The sequence below is a fragment of the Prescottella agglutinans genome, from assembly GCF_004011865.1.
In the GTDB taxonomy this organism is placed as follows: domain Bacteria; phylum Actinomycetota; class Actinomycetes; order Mycobacteriales; family Mycobacteriaceae; genus Prescottella; species Prescottella agglutinans.
The window spans coordinates 177,191-191,765 of sequence record NZ_RKLP01000005.1 but is presented as its reverse complement, the minus strand read 5'-3'; the positions used below and the strand labels follow the sequence as shown (position 1 = coordinate 191,765).

16 protein-coding genes and 1 pseudogene are annotated in these 14,575 nt (G+C 67.5%); 6 read left to right on the top strand and 11 right to left on the bottom strand.

From position 1 onward, the window contains the following. Positions 1-174: 174 nt before the first annotated feature. The gene (locus EGT67_RS11530) at positions 175-1,077 is read right to left on the bottom strand and encodes a LysR family transcriptional regulator (RefSeq protein WP_127916211.1); all 903 of its coding nucleotides are present in this window, start codon (positions 1,075-1,077) and stop codon (positions 175-177) included. 108 nt (positions 1,078-1,185) lie between these two features. Between EGT67_RS11530 and EGT67_RS11525 the strand changes: the two genes are divergently transcribed. The 3 genes from EGT67_RS11525 (at position 1,186) to EGT67_RS11515 (ending at position 3,342) form a co-directional block, all read left to right on the top strand. Beyond that, complete coding sequence (locus tag EGT67_RS11525; protein ID WP_164877539.1) at positions 1,186-1,770, top strand: cupin domain-containing protein; 585 nt, start codon at positions 1,186-1,188, stop codon at positions 1,768-1,770. Continuing rightward, positions 1,771-2,553, top strand: coding sequence for an SDR family NAD(P)-dependent oxidoreductase (locus EGT67_RS11520; RefSeq protein ID WP_127916209.1), 783 nt, complete (start codon positions 1,771-1,773; stop codon positions 2,551-2,553). Positions 2,554-2,733: 180 nt separating this feature from the next. Continuing rightward, positions 2,734-3,342 carry a TetR/AcrR family transcriptional regulator gene (locus EGT67_RS11515; RefSeq protein WP_127916208.1) on the top strand — a complete coding sequence of 203 codons (609 nt, stop codon included), beginning with the start codon at positions 2,734-2,736 and terminating at the stop codon, positions 3,340-3,342. A 76-nt stretch (positions 3,343-3,418) separates the two neighbouring features. On the opposite strand, the gene paaK is transcribed toward EGT67_RS11515, so the two are convergent. The 9 genes from paaK to EGT67_RS11470 all read right to left on the bottom strand — a co-directional run bounded on the left by paaK (position 3,419) and on the right by EGT67_RS11470 (position 11,127). After that, the gene (gene paaK, locus EGT67_RS11510; protein WP_127916207.1) at positions 3,419-4,714 is read right to left on the bottom strand and encodes a phenylacetate--CoA ligase PaaK; all 1,296 of its coding nucleotides are present in this window, start codon (positions 4,712-4,714) and stop codon (positions 3,419-3,421) included. A 66-nt stretch (positions 4,715-4,780) separates the two neighbouring features. Then, positions 4,781-5,878: a 1,2-phenylacetyl-CoA epoxidase subunit PaaE gene (paaE, locus tag EGT67_RS11505; RefSeq protein WP_127916206.1), complete on the bottom strand. Its 1,098-nt coding sequence runs from the start codon at positions 5,876-5,878 to the stop codon at positions 4,781-4,783. A gap of 2 nt (positions 5,879-5,880) precedes the next feature. After that, positions 5,881-6,405: a 1,2-phenylacetyl-CoA epoxidase subunit PaaD gene (paaD, locus tag EGT67_RS11500; protein ID WP_127916205.1), complete on the bottom strand. Its 525-nt coding sequence runs from the start codon at positions 6,403-6,405 to the stop codon at positions 5,881-5,883. A 1-nt stretch (position 6,406) separates the two neighbouring features. Next, a complete protein-coding gene (gene paaC / locus EGT67_RS11495) occupies positions 6,407-7,324 on the bottom strand; it encodes a 1,2-phenylacetyl-CoA epoxidase subunit PaaC (RefSeq protein WP_127916204.1) in 918 nt (305 codons plus the stop codon). Between the two features lie 48 nt (positions 7,325-7,372). After that, on the bottom strand, positions 7,373-7,678 hold the full coding sequence (gene paaB / locus EGT67_RS11490; RefSeq protein ID WP_127916203.1) for a 1,2-phenylacetyl-CoA epoxidase subunit PaaB: 306 nt from the start codon (positions 7,676-7,678) through the stop codon (positions 7,373-7,375). Then, positions 7,675-8,628 (bottom strand): 1,2-phenylacetyl-CoA epoxidase subunit PaaA, encoded by a 954-nt coding sequence (paaA, locus tag EGT67_RS11485; protein ID WP_127916202.1) that lies wholly within the window; start codon positions 8,626-8,628, stop codon positions 7,675-7,677. The genes paaB and paaA overlap by 4 nt, the downstream gene beginning before the upstream one ends. An 81-nt stretch (positions 8,629-8,709) precedes the next feature. Then, entirely contained in the window at positions 8,710-9,501 is a 792-nt protein-coding gene (locus EGT67_RS11480; RefSeq protein ID WP_127916201.1) for an enoyl-CoA hydratase/isomerase family protein, read from the bottom strand. Positions 9,502-9,544: 43 nt separating this feature from the next. Then, positions 9,545-10,399, bottom strand: a complete 855-nt coding sequence (locus EGT67_RS11475) for a 3-hydroxyacyl-CoA dehydrogenase family protein (protein ID WP_127916200.1) — start codon at positions 10,397-10,399, stop codon at positions 9,545-9,547. Further along, on the bottom strand, positions 10,396-11,127 hold the full coding sequence (locus tag EGT67_RS11470; RefSeq protein ID WP_127916199.1) for an enoyl-CoA hydratase/isomerase family protein: 732 nt from the start codon (positions 11,125-11,127) through the stop codon (positions 10,396-10,398). The genes EGT67_RS11475 and EGT67_RS11470 overlap by 4 nt, the downstream gene beginning before the upstream one ends. A gap of 274 nt (positions 11,128-11,401) precedes the next feature. Between EGT67_RS11470 and paaZ the strand changes: the two genes are divergently transcribed. From paaZ to paaI, 3 genes are read left to right on the top strand one after another with little or no spacing between them, the layout of a single operon-like run. Further along, positions 11,402-13,453: a phenylacetic acid degradation bifunctional protein PaaZ gene (gene paaZ / locus EGT67_RS11465; RefSeq protein WP_127916198.1), complete on the top strand. Its 2,052-nt coding sequence runs from the start codon at positions 11,402-11,404 to the stop codon at positions 13,451-13,453. Between the two features lies 1 nt (position 13,454). Then, on the top strand, positions 13,455-13,784 hold the full coding sequence (locus EGT67_RS11460; protein WP_127916197.1) for an EthD family reductase: 330 nt from the start codon (positions 13,455-13,457) through the stop codon (positions 13,782-13,784). After that, complete coding sequence (gene paaI, locus EGT67_RS11455; protein ID WP_127916196.1) at positions 13,781-14,185, top strand: hydroxyphenylacetyl-CoA thioesterase PaaI; 405 nt, start codon at positions 13,781-13,783, stop codon at positions 14,183-14,185. The genes EGT67_RS11460 and paaI overlap by 4 nt, the downstream gene beginning before the upstream one ends. 84 nt (positions 14,186-14,269) lie before the next feature. On the opposite strand, the pseudogene EGT67_RS11450 reads toward paaI, so the two are convergent. Continuing rightward, positions 14,270-14,449 (bottom strand): annotated as a pseudogene (locus tag EGT67_RS11450) (YceI family protein); the annotation flags it as partial. Positions 14,450-14,575: the final 126 nt, after the last annotated feature.

Below are 14,575 nucleotides of genomic sequence, written 5' to 3'. Positions count from 1 at the left end.
TCTCCCTTTGCAGGCTTCGCAGGAGCCGGCTGCCCGGTTCGCCGGAGTCTCGGTGTCGCCACGACGGTCGTCCGTTCGTTCGCCGTCGTCTGGACGAGGTGCGTAGCGCATGCCGGGAGGCGGCCGGTCAGTTCCAGCACCGTGGCGCTTGACGGCGCATGGGAACCCGCCTGGTCAGCGGGTACCGAGGACTGCGCTCAGTCCGAGCGCAACCGCTACGAAACGTTCGACGGCGCTGGGCATGTCCGAGGCCAGGAAGACGAGCTCGACGGTCGACGGCGCGGCGTCCGCGATGAGTCGCGAGGTGGTGTCCGCTCGCCGGAACAGGCTGGCAACGCCTGCACCGGTGATCGCGACCGCATCGGTGGTCGCGACGACCTGGACCATCTCCTCGATGCTGTTCACCATGGGGCCGTAGGTGGGACGTGTGCCGTCCGGCCGCGGATCGATCGACCACCAGTTGCGCCAGTCTCGGGTCCCTTCTCGGGTGTCCACCTGAACGACGTCGGCGAGGTCGGCGATTCGTAGCTTCCGTCGGCGGGCCAACGGGTGGTCGTGTGCCATCAGCAGGACACGGGGCTCCTCGAACAGAACGACCCGGCGTAGCCGGGGGTGCGACTCGAGAGGCGGGCGGGCGACGACCATGTCGACCCGACCGGAGGTCAAGGCCGACAGCTCGTCCCCCCACGCCAGCTGTGTCAGTTCCAGTTCCACGTCGGGTTCTCGTCGATGGAACTCGTCGACGATCGGCCGGGTCAGCTCCCCGGCGCCGCCGGCAAGGAATCCGAGGCGCACCTTCCCGGACGAGCTGCGCTTGTGGCGACGGGCCGCGCCCACCGCAGATTCGGCGGCCACCAACAGCGCCCGGCTCTCCTCGAGGAAGTCCCGCCCGGCTTCGGTGAGACGAGCTCCGCGGTGGTCACGCTCGAGCAGTGAGACGCCCAGCGTCTCTTCGAGCTTGCGCACCTGTTGGCTCAGTGACGGCGTCGCAATGTGCAGTTGCTCAGCTGCTTTCGTGAAGGTCCCGGCGTCGGCGACAGCCACGAAGTAGCGCACGAGCCGTAGATTCAGATCCATCGTGCACGACCTTAGGTATTCGTCTAACGGTCGGGTGAGAATACGTCATGGACGTGACGGCCGCCACATCGGAGCATGGGTGAGTCCCCGAATCCAGGAGGAAATCCGATGTCTGTCAACGCCACTCACCATGACGATGCTCGTGTGGTCGAGCCGATCCGCCCGCAACTGGCCGGTCCCGAGATCGACCCGCAGTCCAACGCTCCGGTCGCCGAGGTCTTCGCCCGCGCGAGTTCCCCGGTGACCGGGCCGACGCTCAGTCTCGCCTCCCGGGTCAACAACTGCGACGACATCCCGTGGACCCCGTTCCCGATGCCGGGTACGTCTTTCAAGCTCCTGAACATCAACGAGACGACCGGCGCGGCCTCGATCCTGCTGTACGTGGCGGAGAATGCGCAGGCCCCGCTGCACATGCATTGCGGCGCCGCGGAGGCGTTCAACATCTTCGGCCGCTGGGCGTACGAGGGTGAGGCGGAGTCCATCGGCCCCAACCACTACATCTACGAACCGGCCGGCATCGTCCACCTGCCTAAGCAGGAGGTGGAATCCTTGATGTTCGGCATCTTCCACGGTCCGATCGTCGGATACAACGAGGATGGCACCGTCGCCGGGGTCATCACGCACGACCTGCTCTACGACCTCGCCGCGGCGAACGACGCGGTCGCGCATCTGCCTGCTCGGACGGGCCGCTAGATGGCGGGCGCGGTCCTCGTCACGGGTGCCGGAGGCGGCCTGGGGCGCGGTGTCGCCGAACGGATGTCCGCCGACGGCCGGGGTGTGGCACTGCTCGACATCGACAAGGAGCGGCTGGCGGAAACCGCTGCCGCAGTGGGGTCCCGCGGGGTGACGGTGACCACCCACGTGGTGGACATCTGCGACGCGGGTGCGTTGCAGGCGGCCGTCGCGGAAGCCTTCGCCGCGCACGACGACCTCGACGGTCTCGTCAACGTGGCCGGCCTCGGCGGATTCTGGCCGTACGACGCACTCGACGTGGACACCTGGGACAAGACATACGCGGTCAACGTCCGCGGGGTCTTCTTCGCCATTCAGGCCTTCGCCGCGGAGCTGGCCACGCGTGCTCGCGAAGGGTCCGTGGTCAACTTCTCCTCGATCGCGGCCCGGAACGGGCACGAGCTGCTGACCGCCTACGGTTCCTCGAAGGCGGCGGTGCTAGCGTTGACCCAGTCGTCGGCCCGTGCGCTCGCCCCCTCCGTTCGCGTCAATGCGGTTCTGCCCGGACTGATCTGGACGGATATGTGGCGACAGTCCGCCGGCTGGCTCGCCGAGCACGACCCGGCCCTCGCCGGGGTGGCGCCCGAGCAGATCTTCGGCGCGATGGTCGACCAGCTCATCCCGATGAAGCGCCCGCAGACCGTCGAGGACGTCGCCGGAGCCGTCGCGTACCTGCTCTCGGCCGACGCGGCCAACGTCACCGGGCAGTCTCTGCACGTGGACGGCGGCGCGGTGCTGCCGTAGCCCCGCGGCCCGGCACGACCACTCCCCCCGCGTGCACAGCGCGGGGGGAGTGGTCGTTGTCGTGCCCGGGGGCATCCTGATCCGGCGGTCGGCCCACGGGGATTACCGAACCTTCGGTAGGCTGACGTCGAGCCGCACGTTCTGAGGCGGGGTGTCCACGTCCTGGAAGGAACGCGCGAGATGGCGGCGGCAGGTCCAGCCCGAAGAACGGGGTCGCCCGGGCGACCGGGATACGATCTCGACTCGTTGCTCGCCGTTGCGGTGAAGGTGTTCAACGACAAGGGGTACGACGGCACCAGCATGGAGGCGCTTGCCCAGCGGCTCGGCATCACGAAGTCGTCGATCTATCACCACGTGTCCGGCAAGGCCGAGCTCCTGGAGCTCGCGCTGGCCCGGGCCCTCAACGCGCTCTTCGCGGTCACGACCGAAGATCAGGTGACGAGCGGTCGGTCCATCGATCGACTCGAGTACCTGGTGCGGCGAAGCGTCGAGGTGCTCGTGACCGAGCTTCCCTACGTGACATTGCTTCTCAGGGTTCGTGGGAACACGGCAGTCGAACGACGTGCCCTCGCGCGCCGCCGGGAATTCGATGCCTTCGTCAGTGATCTGGTGGTGGCCGCCGCCGAGGAAGGCGACCTCAGGCCGGGGATCGATCCGGCCCTCACGAGCCGGCTGGTGTTCGGGATGGTCAACTCGCTGATCGAGTGGTACCGGCCGCGCGGGGGCGAATCGGTCGCCGAGCTCGCGGACGCGGTAGTCGCGCTGACCTTCGACGGGATGAGGGCCTGACCCCGGGGTTCCCGGGGCGGGCAGACCGACGAGAACTGGGGCGCCTCGGATCGGATCCGAGGCGCCCCAGCTATTTTCAGGAAGGTCGATTGTCGATCAGGCGCCGGGCCTTGCCGATCGATCGGTCCAGGCTCCCCGGGGACAGGACCTCCACCGCGACGGTGACACCGATGCGATCCTTCACCAACTGCCGCAGCCTGCCGGCCTGCTGATCGGCCTCGTGAGTCGAGCTGTTCGGCCGGGACTCGACGCGGACGGTCAGCTCGTCCATGCGGCCGGGGCGGTCGAGAACGCACTGGAACTGGGGAGCCAGACCGGTCACCGCGAGAATGAGCTCCTCGATCTGCGTCGGGAAGAGATTGACCCCGCGCAGGATGATCATGTCGTCGGTTCGGCCGGTCACCTTCTGCATACGGCGCATCGTGCGCGCGGTGCCCGGTAGCAGTCGGGTGAGGTCGCGGGTGCGGTAGCGAACGATCGGCATCGCCTCCTTGGTGAGCGAGGTGAAGACGAGTTCGCCCTCCTCACCGTCGGGCAGCACCTCGCCGGTGACCGGGTCGATCACCTCCGGATAGAAGTGGTCCTCCCAGATGTGAAGGCCGTCCTTGGTTTCCACACACTCCATCGCGACCCCAGGACCCATGACCTCGGACAGTCCGTAGATGTCGACGGCGTCCATACCCAACTGCTGCTCGAGTTCGCCGCGCATCTCCTCGGTCCACGGCTCCGCTCCGAAGACGCCCGTGCGCAGTGACGTTCCGGCCGGATCGATTCCCTTGGCGAGCATCGCGTCGACGATCGTGAGCATGTACGACGGGGTGACCATGATCGCGTCCGGACGGAAGTCCTCGATCAGCTGGATCTGCCGCTCGGTCATCCCTCCCGACATCGGAATGACCGTGCAGCCCAGCCGTTCCGCGCCGTAGTGGGCGCCGAGCCCACCGGTGAACAGTCCGTACCCGTAGGCGACGTGGACCTTGTCGGACGGCTGCACGCCGCCGGCGCGAAGGCTACGCGCAATAAGGTCGGCCCAGTTGTCGAGGTCGGTCGCGGTGTACCCGACCACAGTGGGACGGCCCGTCGTTCCCGACGAGGCGTGAATTCGTGACACGTGATCCTGCGGCACTGCGAACATTCCGAACGGGTAGTTGTCCCGCAGATCTGCCTTCGTGGTGAACGGGAACTTCGCGAGGTCGCCGAGGTCCTTCAGATCGCTGGGGTGGACCCCGGCGTCGTCGAACGCTTTCCGATAGTGCGGGACGTTCTCGTAGGAGTGGCGCAGCGACCACTGGAGGCGCTCGAGCTGCAGGGACGAGATCCGGTCCCGCGTTGCGAATTCGATATCCTGTGACGGGGTGACGGTGCTGGTCATAGTGGTCTCCGGGTGGCGCGGTCGGGTGCGACTGGGGTCGATGTGGTGAAGGGCGGGGCCGGGCGGTCAGGCGTCGAAGTCGACGGTCACGTCGTCGCTGTCCGGATAGCTCTGGCAGGTGAGGACGAAGCCGGCATCGACCTCGTAGTCCTCGAGCGCATAGTTGCGCCGCATGTCGACGTCACCGTGGGTGACCTTCGCGCGGCAGGTTCCGCATACTCCGCCCTTGCAGGCGAACGGCAGATCGGATCGGTACCTCTCTGCTGCGTCGAGGATCGTCTCGTCCCGCGGCAACGTCGCGGTGGTGGAGCGTCCGTCGAGGACGAGGGTGACCTCGCTGCTGGGGCCGGTGACAGCCTCGTCACGGTGGCGTGCCGGGGGCGGGGGTACGTCGTCGACGTAGAACAGTTCGTGGTGGACACGCTTCGGGTCGACGCCCAGTTCGCCGAGTACGACTTCGGCGTCGGTGACCATGCCGTACGGCCCGCACAACCAGAAATGATCGACACCGGCGATCGGCACCACGGCGTCGAAGATCGCGCGGAGTCGGTCGGCGTCGAGACGGCCGGTGAAGAGTTCCACCTCACGGGGCTCCCGAGACAGCACGTGGACGACGTGGAAGCGCGCACCGTATCGATCCTTGAGGTCGGCGATCTCCTCGGCGAACATCACCGAACGTGTGCGCCGATTCCCGTAGAGGAGAACCACTTCGGTTTCGGGGTTGGCGAGCATCGTCGCGGCGATCGAGAGCATCGGCGTGATCCCGGAGCCCGCCGCGATCAGGACGTGCCGGCCACCGGCGGTGGGGTCCGCGACGAACGAGCCGGACGGGGGTTGGACATCGATCCTGTCGCCCCGGCGTACCTGGTGGACCAACCAGTTCGAGAAGAGTCCGTCGGCGACCTCGCGGACCCCGATACGGGGGTTGGATCCGATCGGGGCGCAGATGGAGTACGCGCGGCGGTGCTCGACGCCGTCCACGGTGCGGCGGAGCGTGAGGGATTGGCCGGCGCCGAACGCGAACTCCCCGGAAAGATCGGCAGGAATCTCGAAGGTGACGGCGGCGGCGTCGTCGCACAGCGCCTCCACATCTGCGACGGTGAGGGTGTGGAAGGTCCTGTTGCGTGCCGAGACAGCGGGTTTCGTGGTGTCCACAGTGTCCATGTTCAGATCTCTTTCACATGATCGAAGGGCTCCAGGCAATCGAGGCACCGGTAGAGGGCCTTGCACAGTGTCGCCCCGAATTCGGAGTCGAGGCGGGTGTCGGCGCCGCCGCACCGCGGGCACGCGATCGGCCGAGGCGCGGCGGTGAGCGTCAACGGCACCGGGCCCGCACCCCGGCGCGGCGCAGGACCGGGCGTGGAGTAGCCGTTCTCGTGCAGCTTCCGACGTCCCTCGTCGCTGATCCAGTCGGTGCTCCATGGAGGCGAGAGCATGGTCCTCACCTCGACCGACGGGAAGCCCGCGAGCTGTAGACGGTGCTCGATGTCGTCGCGCATCGTCGCCATGGCTGGGCACCCCGAATAGGTGGGGGTGATGGTCACGACCACGGCACCGTCTGCCCCCACCTCGACATCGCGCAGGACACCGAGGTCCGCGAGGGTCAGCATCGGCATCTCGGGGTCGAGAACCGACTCCGCGATGCGCCGCGCCTCGCGGACGTGCGGCTCGGCGTGTGTGGCAGCGGACATGTCACCACACGCCTTCGGGATGTGCCCGGGCGACCACCTGCATCTCGGCCAGGAGTAGTCCGAGCGCCTCACTGTGCAGGCCCTGACGGCCGGCGCGTCCTCCGACGGTGCCGGCGACTCGGCCGGTCGGCGCGGACAGCTCGGCAGCGTGCAACACCTGATCGAGAACCGAGTGGAACTCCTCCCGTAGCTCGCCGGGATCGACCGCCACACCCGCCGCGGCGAGCGAGCGTTCCTCGTCGGTGGGAACGAAGAGCTCGTCGACGAACGGCCAGACGCGGTCGAGGGCCGATTCCATTCGCGCCTTCGATTCGGCTGTGCCGCAACCGAGTGTGACGGCCCAGCGGGCGGCGTAGTCGCGGTGGTAGGTGAGTTCCTTGACGCCTTTGACGGCCACGGCGGCCAGGACTGGATCGCGTGATTCCCGCAGACGGTCGAGGAGTGCGAGTCGCCACGTCGAGAACACCAGTAGTCGGATCACGGTCTGCGCAAAGTCGCCGTTGTCGATCTCGGCGAGTCGCACGTTGCGGAACTGGTTCTCGTCGCGGAAGAAGGCGAGCGCATCCTCGCCCGGAAGCTGTGCCGTGTCGGAGACGTGGGGCACGACGGCTGCATCGGCCGCGGCCGCCCGCGCCAGGAGAAGGCGCGCCTGGCCGAGCAGGTCGAGTGCGACGTTGGCGAGAGCGACCTCCTCCTCGAGTTCCGGTGCGCGCGTGACCCACTCGGTCAGGCGCTGCGAACTGATCAGCGCATCGTCACCGAGCATCAGACAATAGGTCGCGAGCGCCGATCGATCGACGTCGTCGGGGACCGTGGTGTCGACGCCGGCCAGTGGGTCGTCGAAGCTGGTGCCGAAGGCCCACTGGCCGTGGCTGTCCTCGTCGACAAGGCCGTCGAAGGCATGGTCGTGGTCGGTCATCGTGCATCCTCGAAGATTGTGGACGGCCGCGCGAGCGAGCCGGCCGGATCACATGTGGGGAACGTTGTCGGGGATTTCGTAGAATGTGGGGTGGCGGTAGACCTTGTCGCCGCTGGGCGCGAAGTACGGATCCTTCTCCGACGGACTGGATGCCGCGATCGCGTTCGCCTGTACCACCCAGATGCTCACGCCTTCGTTGCGTCTGGTGTACACGTCGCGGGCGTGCCGGAGCGCCATCTCGTCGTCGGCGGCGTGCAGCGAACCCACGTGGACGTGATTGAGTCCGCGCTTGCCGCGGAGGAATACCTCGTACAACGGCCAGTCGGCGCTGGTGACTCGGTCGGCTGCATTCATCGTGCGTTCTCCTTCGTGCTCGCCCGGCGGGCGAAGGCGGTAGCGGCCTCGCGTACCCAGGCACCGTTCTCGTGCGCGGCCCGGCGATTGGCGACGCGCTCGACGCTCGACGCCCCGTTCCCGGCGATCACCTGCATGAATTCGCTCCAGTCGGGTTCGCCGAAGTCGTGCGCGCCGCGCTCGGCGTTCCATCGCAGATCGGGGTCCGGGAACGTCACGCCCAGTGCTTCGGCCTGCGGTATCGACATGTCGACGAACCGTTGGCGGAGTTCGTCGTTCGTGTGTCGCTTGATGCGCCACTTCATCGACTGCTCCGAGTTCGGCGATCGGTCGTCGGGCGGGCCGAACATCATCAGGGCCGGCCACCACCAGCGGTCGACCGACTCCTGCACCATCGCGCGCTGGGCGTCGGTGCCGCGCATCATCGTCATGAGCAGTTCGTAGCCCTGCCGCTGATGGAACGATTCCTCCTTGCACACGCGGATCATCGCCCGCGCGTACGGCCCGAAGGAACTGCGACACAACGGAACCTGGTTGCAGATCGCTGCACCGTCGACGAGCCAGCCGATCACGCCGACATCGGCGAAGGTCAAGGTCGGATAGTTGAAGATCGACGAGTACTTCTGCCGGCCGTCGAGCAGCTTGTCGGTGAGGTCACCGCGGTCGGCGCCGAGTGTCTCTGCCGCGGAGTAGAGGTAGAGGCCGTGCCCGGCCTCGTCCTGCACCTTCGCGGTCAGGATCGCCTTGCGGCGCAGTGACGGCGCCCGAGTGAGCCATGCGCCCTCGGGCTGCATGCCGATGATCTCGGAGTGCGCGTGCTGGGCGATCTGCCGGATCAGGGTCTTGCGGTAGCCCTCGGGCATCCAGTCCCGCGGCTCGACTCGCAGGTCGGCCGAGATGGTCTCCTCGAAGTGGCTCCGGAGCTCATTTTCTGCGATAGACGAGGTCATATGTCCTGCCTCTAATACCGAATGATCGGTTGGTGAGAGTATGCATGGAAGTGACGCGCGGCACAAGCGCGTGCGGCGCGGTCAGCGGCCTTCGAAGGCCGGTGCGCGTTTGGCGAGGAAGGCGTCGACCGCGGCGCGATGGTCCGACGAGCGGCCCAGGTCCTCTTGCGCCTCGCGTTCGCGCTCGAGGGCCTCGGCGAGGCCCGCCGCCGACGCGGACACCAGGCGCTTCACGTGCACGTGGGCCGCGGTCGGTCCGGCCGCGAGCTCACCGGCCAGCGCCCGGGCCGCGTCGGCGAGTTCGCCGTCGGGCACGACCCGGTGGACCAGACCCCACTCGAGGGCCTGGGCCGCCGAGAATCGGTCGCCGAGCATCAGCAGGCCCGTGGCACGGCTCGGACCGAGCATCTCGACCAGTGTGTGGCTCAATCCGGAATCGCCCGCCAGTCCGATCCCGGTGAAGGCGGTGGCGAACCTGGCGCTCTCCCCGGCGATACGGATGTCTCCTGCCAGCGCGATGCCCAGCCCCGCCCCCACGCACGCGCCGTTGATCGCGACGACTACCGGTACCCGCACCGCTGCGAGGGCGGTGAGCAACGGGTTGTAGTGCGCGCCGACGGTGTCCATCGCCCGTGCGGGGTCCGCCGCCAGGCCCGCGGCATGTTCGGTGAGATCCTGGCCGACGCAGAAGTTCCTGCCCTCGGCCTCGAGGAGGACCGCGCGCACCGTGCGGTCCGCGGCCACTGTCTCGACCGCGGCCGACAACTGTTCCTTCACTGCACGATCGAGCGCGTTGGACGCGCCGGTGCGCCGCAGGGTGATCGTCGCCAGGCCCGCAGTCGTGGTCAGCTCGACCATCTCGATGCTGCTCATGGAATATTCCTCCTGTCAGTGGGTTACGGGCCCGAGTGTCGTCTCAGGGCCAGGTGAAGAAGCCTCGACCCGACTTGCGCCCGAGTTCGCCTCGCGCGACCTTCTCGCGGAGCAGCGCGGGAGGCCGGAAGCGTTCGCCGAGCGTCTCCGTCAGGTGCTCGGCAATGGCGAGCCGAACGTCGAGGCCCACGAGGTCGGTCGAACGTAGCGGACCCATGGGGTGTCGATATCCCAGTTCCATTGCACGATCGATGGACTCGGCATCGGCGACACCTTCCTCGAGCATTCGTATCGCCTCGAGTCCGAGACAGACTCCGAGCCTGCTCGTCGCGAAGCCGGGCGAATCGTTGACGAGTACCCGGGACTTGCCGAGCCGGGAGACCCACTCGCACACCCGCGCCACGACGTCGGTGTCGGTCGCGGGAGTCCGGATGATCTCGACGAGCGTCGACGCCGGTACCGGATTGAAGAAGTGCATCCCGATCAATCGGCTGGGATCGTCCAGCGCCGCACCGAGATCGGCGATCGAGATGGAGCTGGTGTTGGTCGCGATCACCGTCGTCGGATCGACGGTCTTCTCCACGAGGGCGAGCACGCCGAGCTTGAGCTGCAGGGATTCCGGGACGGCCTCGACCACGAGATCGAGTCCGGCGGGCAGCTCTTCAGGTGCGTCGACGAGCGACACGCGCCCGAGCACGGTCGCCGGATCGGACTCGCCGAGCCTTCCACGTTCGTGGGCGCGGTCCAGTCCGTCGGAAACTCGGGTGAAGGCCGCCTGTCGATCGCCGCTCTCGGCGATGGTGACGGTGGAACCGAGCGTCGCGAACACCTGCGCGATGCCGGCGCCCATTCGTCCGCCGCCGACGACACCGACACGGCCGGGGATTGTGCTCGTCATTTCTTCTTCTTCTCCAGAAAGGCCGTCATACGGTCGTGTTTGTCCCGGCTCTCGAACAACACCGCCTGCGCGATGTCGTCGGCGAAGGGGTGGGATCCGGGTGCGTCGGCGATCAGCTTGCTGAGCCTGAGCGCGAGTGGTGCCGAGCGGTTGATGCGATCGACGATGTCGTGCGCGGCGGCGACGTGTTCGCCGGGGGACACGACGCCGATCACGAGCCCGCAGCGCAGCGCCGCCGCCGCGTCGAGGTTTCGGCCGGCGAGGAGCACCTGCTTGGCGATCGACGTGCCGACCAGCTCCGGCAGGCGATAGCTGGCGCCGGCGGCGGCCATGATGCCGAGACCCGGCTCGGGGTTGCCGAACACCGCGGTGTCCGTGGCGACCCGGATGTCGCAGGCGTACGACAGTTCGGCGCCGCCGCCGAGCGCGAATCCGCTCACCGCCGCAACCGTGGGCATCGGCAGCCGTGCGACGCGATCGAAGAGATTGCGATTGATGCCGGCGAGCGCCTCGTCGCGTCCCCGCTCCCGTAGCTCCGCGATGTCGGCCCCACCCGCGAAGTGGTCACCGGATCCGCTGATCAGCAACGGCTTCGCCGTGTCCTCGAGAAGCGCGCACACCTGGTGCAGCTCCGAGATCATTTCGGCGTTGATCGCGTTTCGCTGCTGCGGACGATGGAGGGTGACCACCATCCGGTCCGCCCGATCGTCGATCGTCAGAGTGTTCACGGCGCCTCACTCGCCAGGGGGAACCGGGCGAGGGTCCGGCCTGAGCACTCGTGTGGGATGCGGGCTCCGCGCATCAGGATTGCTTGCACCACGTTCGTCTCCTTCGCAGCGTGCTGGCTTCCATTAATAACCGAACCTTCGGTCGGGACGCAAGGGTTCGGTGGAATCGGTCGAGAATCGCGTTTGTGGTCGGAATGTGTCTCGTGCCTTGACAATCTGTCGAGGATCTGGCGATTCTAATTACCGACCGAACGTACGGTGGAAAGAGGTTGTCGTGAGCAGGTTAGTGCAAAGTTACGTAGCCGGGAGCTGGTACACGGCACCCGATGCCGGAACGCCGCTGCTGAGCGCAGTCGACGGTTCCGAGGTCGCGCGCATCTCGTCGACCGGGCTCGACGTTGCCGGGATGGTGACGTATGCCCGTGCGGTCGGCGGGCGCGCTCTGGCCGAACTGACCTTCCACGAGCGCGCCGCAGCGCTGAAGGCGTTGGCCCTGACGCTCATGGCCGGCAAGGACGAGTTCTACGAACTGTCCACGGTCACCGGCGCGACGCGACGCGACTCCGGCGTCGACATCGACGGTGGATTCGGAACCCTGCTGAGCTACGCGAGCAAGGCGCGGCGCGAACTGCCGAACGACACCGTCCACCTCGACGGGCCCCACGAGCAGCTGGGCAAGGCGGGGACGTTCCTCGGTCAGCACGTCTACACCTCGCGTCGCGGTGTCGCCGTCCAGATCAACGCATTCAACTTCCCCGTGTGGGGCTTCCTCGAGAAGCTGGCGCCCGCATTCATCGCTGGCGTGCCGTCGATCGTCAAGCCGGCAAGTCAGACGGCCTATCTCACCGAACTGGTGTTCCGCCGCATCATCGAGTCCGGACTGCTACCGGAAGGGTCGGTCCAGCTGCTCTCGGGCAGCGCGCGCGACCTGCTCGACCACCTCGGCGGGCAGGACTCGGTCGCGTTCACCGGATCCGCGGACACCGCGGCGATGCTGCGGGCCCATCCGAGGGTTGTCGCCGAGGGTGTGCACTTCAACGCCGAGGCGGACTCGCTCAACGCGTCCATCCTCGGTGCGGACGTCGCACCCGGCAGCGAGGAGTTCGATCTCTACGTCAAGCAACTCGTCACGGAGATGACCGTGAAGGCCGGCCAGAAGTGCACCGCGATCCGCCGTGCCTTCGTTCCCTCGGGCCTGGTCGACGACGTGGTCGAGGCCGTGCGGGGCCGCCTCGCGCGGGTCGTGGTCGGCGCACCCGATGCCGAGGGAGTCACCATGGGTGCCCTGGCGAGCATCGAGCAGCGGGACGAGGTCCTGAAAGCGCTTCGCGGACTGACGAAGTCGGCGCAGATCGTGGTGGGGGACCCGGAGGACTTCGAGGTCGTGGGAGCGGACCGGTCGACCGGCGCGTTCCTGCCCCCGATCCTGCTGCGCTGCGACGACCAGACCGCCGACGAGCCGCACGACATCGAGGCCTTCGGGCCGGTGAGCACGGTGATCGGATACGACGGCACCGACGAGCTGCTCGAACTCGCGGCCCGCGGCAAGGGCAGCCTCGTCGCCTCCCTCGTCACCCGCGACGCCGGGCTCGCCCGCGACATCGTGCTGGGGCTGGCGCCCTTCCACGGACGCGTCCTGGTTCTGAACCGGGACAATGCGCGGGAATCGACCGGACACGGCTCGCCGCTGCCCGTGCTCGTGCACGGCGGCCCGGGCCGCGCCGGCGGCGGCGAGGAACTCGGTGGCATCCGCGGAGTCCTGCACCACATGCAGCGCACCGCGATCCAGGCGACCCCCGACATCCTGACCGCCGTCGGGAACCGTTGGGTTCCTGGATCGCGGCGAACCGACGAGGGTGTCCACCCGTTCCGGAAGAATCTGGCGGAGTTGCGGATCGGGGATACCGTCGTCGGAGGACCTCGGCAGGTCACACTGGCGGACATCGACCATTTCGCGGAGTTCACCGGCGACACCTTCTATGCGCACACCGATCCCGAGGCCGCGGCGGCGAACCCCCTCTTCGGCGGCATCGTCGCACACGGCTACCTCGTCGTCTCGCTTGCGGCCGGGCTGTTCGTCGAGCCGAACCCAGGACCTGTCCTCGCGAACTTCGGCGTCGACAGCCTCCGTTTCCTGACCCCGGTGAAGGCGGACGACAGTCTGACCGTGACGCTGACGGCGAAGCTGATCACACCGCGCAGCAGCGCCGACTACGGCGAGGTGCGGTGGGACGCCGTGGTCGCGAATCAGAACGGCGACGCGGTAGCGACCTACGACGTCCTCACCCTCGTCGCCAAGGGCGCGTCCGACGACGGAGGGCTCTGACATGGGGTTCCAGGTGGTGGTCTGTTACGGCCATCCCGAAGATCCCGACGCCTTCGACGTCCACTATCGCGCCACGCACATCCCGTTGGCGCGAAGGATCCCCGGCCTGTCGGGCTACACCTGGGGGAAGTGCAGCGCGCTCGACGGCGGCAGCCCCGCCTACTATTCGGTGGCGACGCTGTGCTTCCCCGATGCCGAGACGATGCACGCCGGACTGGCGTCGAAGGAGATGCGGGAAGCGGGCAGGGACGTCCGCAACTTCGCCACCGGAGGGGTCACGATGTTCACCCAGGAAGTGGAATCGGTCCACGGACCGGTGGGAGAAGCATGACCGTCGAATACCGTTCGGCGCGGGAGATGTTCGATGCCGACGTGGCATCGCGGGCGCTCGGGATCGAGGTGCTGGAACTGGCCCCGGGTCGTGCGATCGCATCGATGACGGTCGGCGAGACGATGGTGAACGGGCACGGAATCACGCACGGCGGATTCGTTTTCGCACTGGCGGACACGGCATTTGCGCTTGCGTGCAACGGACACGGTGAGCCTGCGGTCGCCGCGCGGGCGGACATTCGGTTCCTTGCACCCACTCGGCTGGGCGACGAACTCGTTGCGGAGGCGGTCGAGCGGGAACGCTACGGTCGCAACGGTATCTACGACGTGACCGTGCGTGTTCGGGGCAAGGTAGTTGCCGAGTTCCGCGGCGACAGCAGGTCTCTCGCGCGCTCTCGGTGAGCGCCGGGGATTGCAAGACGCCAACGCACCCGCTGCGATCGGGGGGAGGTGGCCGCAGCGGGTGCGTTTTGCTGATGCCGAAGTGTCCTTGCGGTTGATGGTGGTGGTGGCCTCGAAACCGGCGACCGGACCGTTGCCCATGCCCGGGTTGACGCCCAACCGGCCGACGAACGGCGTGGAGACGAACTTCGCGGTCGGGAACTGCTCGACGTCGAAGAAATCGACCGACTCGATGTGGCCGTCGCGCTGCGCGTTGTTGGTGTCGCCCCCTCAGTGGCGTCGGGGCAGGCCGGGAGGTGTCGAAAAATAGTTCTTACTCTCAAGTAACTATCCGTGGTACGTTCGCCGTGTTTGGCTGATGTGTCCGTTGTCACTATCTGCGGACTGCCA

Bases quoted from the DNA above. Each gene is read 5' to 3' on its own strand.
- EGT67_RS11530 (WP_127916211.1), bottom strand. From the start codon at position 1,077: ATGGATCTGAATCTACGGCTCGTGCGCTACTTCGTGGCTGTCGCCGAC.
- EGT67_RS11525 (WP_164877539.1), top strand. From the start codon at position 1,186: ATGTCTGTCAACGCCACTCACCATGACGATGCTCGTGTGGTCGAGCCG.
- EGT67_RS11520 (WP_127916209.1), top strand. From the start codon at position 1,771: ATGGCGGGCGCGGTCCTCGTCACGGGTGCCGGAGGCGGCCTGGGGCGC.
- EGT67_RS11515 (WP_127916208.1), top strand. From the start codon at position 2,734: ATGGCGGCGGCAGGTCCAGCCCGAAGAACGGGGTCGCCCGGGCGACCG.
- paaK (WP_127916207.1), bottom strand. From the start codon at position 4,714: ATGACCAGCACCGTCACCCCGTCACAGGATATCGAATTCGCAACGCGG.
- paaE (WP_127916206.1), bottom strand. From the start codon at position 5,878: ATGGACACTGTGGACACCACGAAACCCGCTGTCTCGGCACGCAACAGG.
- paaD (WP_127916205.1), bottom strand. From the start codon at position 6,405: ATGTCCGCTGCCACACACGCCGAGCCGCACGTCCGCGAGGCGCGGCGC.
- paaC (WP_127916204.1), bottom strand. From the start codon at position 7,324: ATGACCGACCACGACCATGCCTTCGACGGCCTTGTCGACGAGGACAGC.
- paaB (WP_127916203.1), bottom strand. From the start codon at position 7,678: ATGAATGCAGCCGACCGAGTCACCAGCGCCGACTGGCCGTTGTACGAG.
- paaA (WP_127916202.1), bottom strand. From the start codon at position 8,628: ATGACCTCGTCTATCGCAGAAAATGAGCTCCGGAGCCACTTCGAGGAG.
- EGT67_RS11480 (WP_127916201.1), bottom strand. From the start codon at position 9,501: ATGAGCAGCATCGAGATGGTCGAGCTGACCACGACTGCGGGCCTGGCG.
- EGT67_RS11475 (WP_127916200.1), bottom strand. From the start codon at position 10,399: ATGACGAGCACAATCCCCGGCCGTGTCGGTGTCGTCGGCGGCGGACGA.
- EGT67_RS11460 (WP_127916197.1), top strand. From the start codon at position 13,455: ATGGGGTTCCAGGTGGTGGTCTGTTACGGCCATCCCGAAGATCCCGAC.
- paaI (WP_127916196.1), top strand. From the start codon at position 13,781: ATGACCGTCGAATACCGTTCGGCGCGGGAGATGTTCGATGCCGACGTG.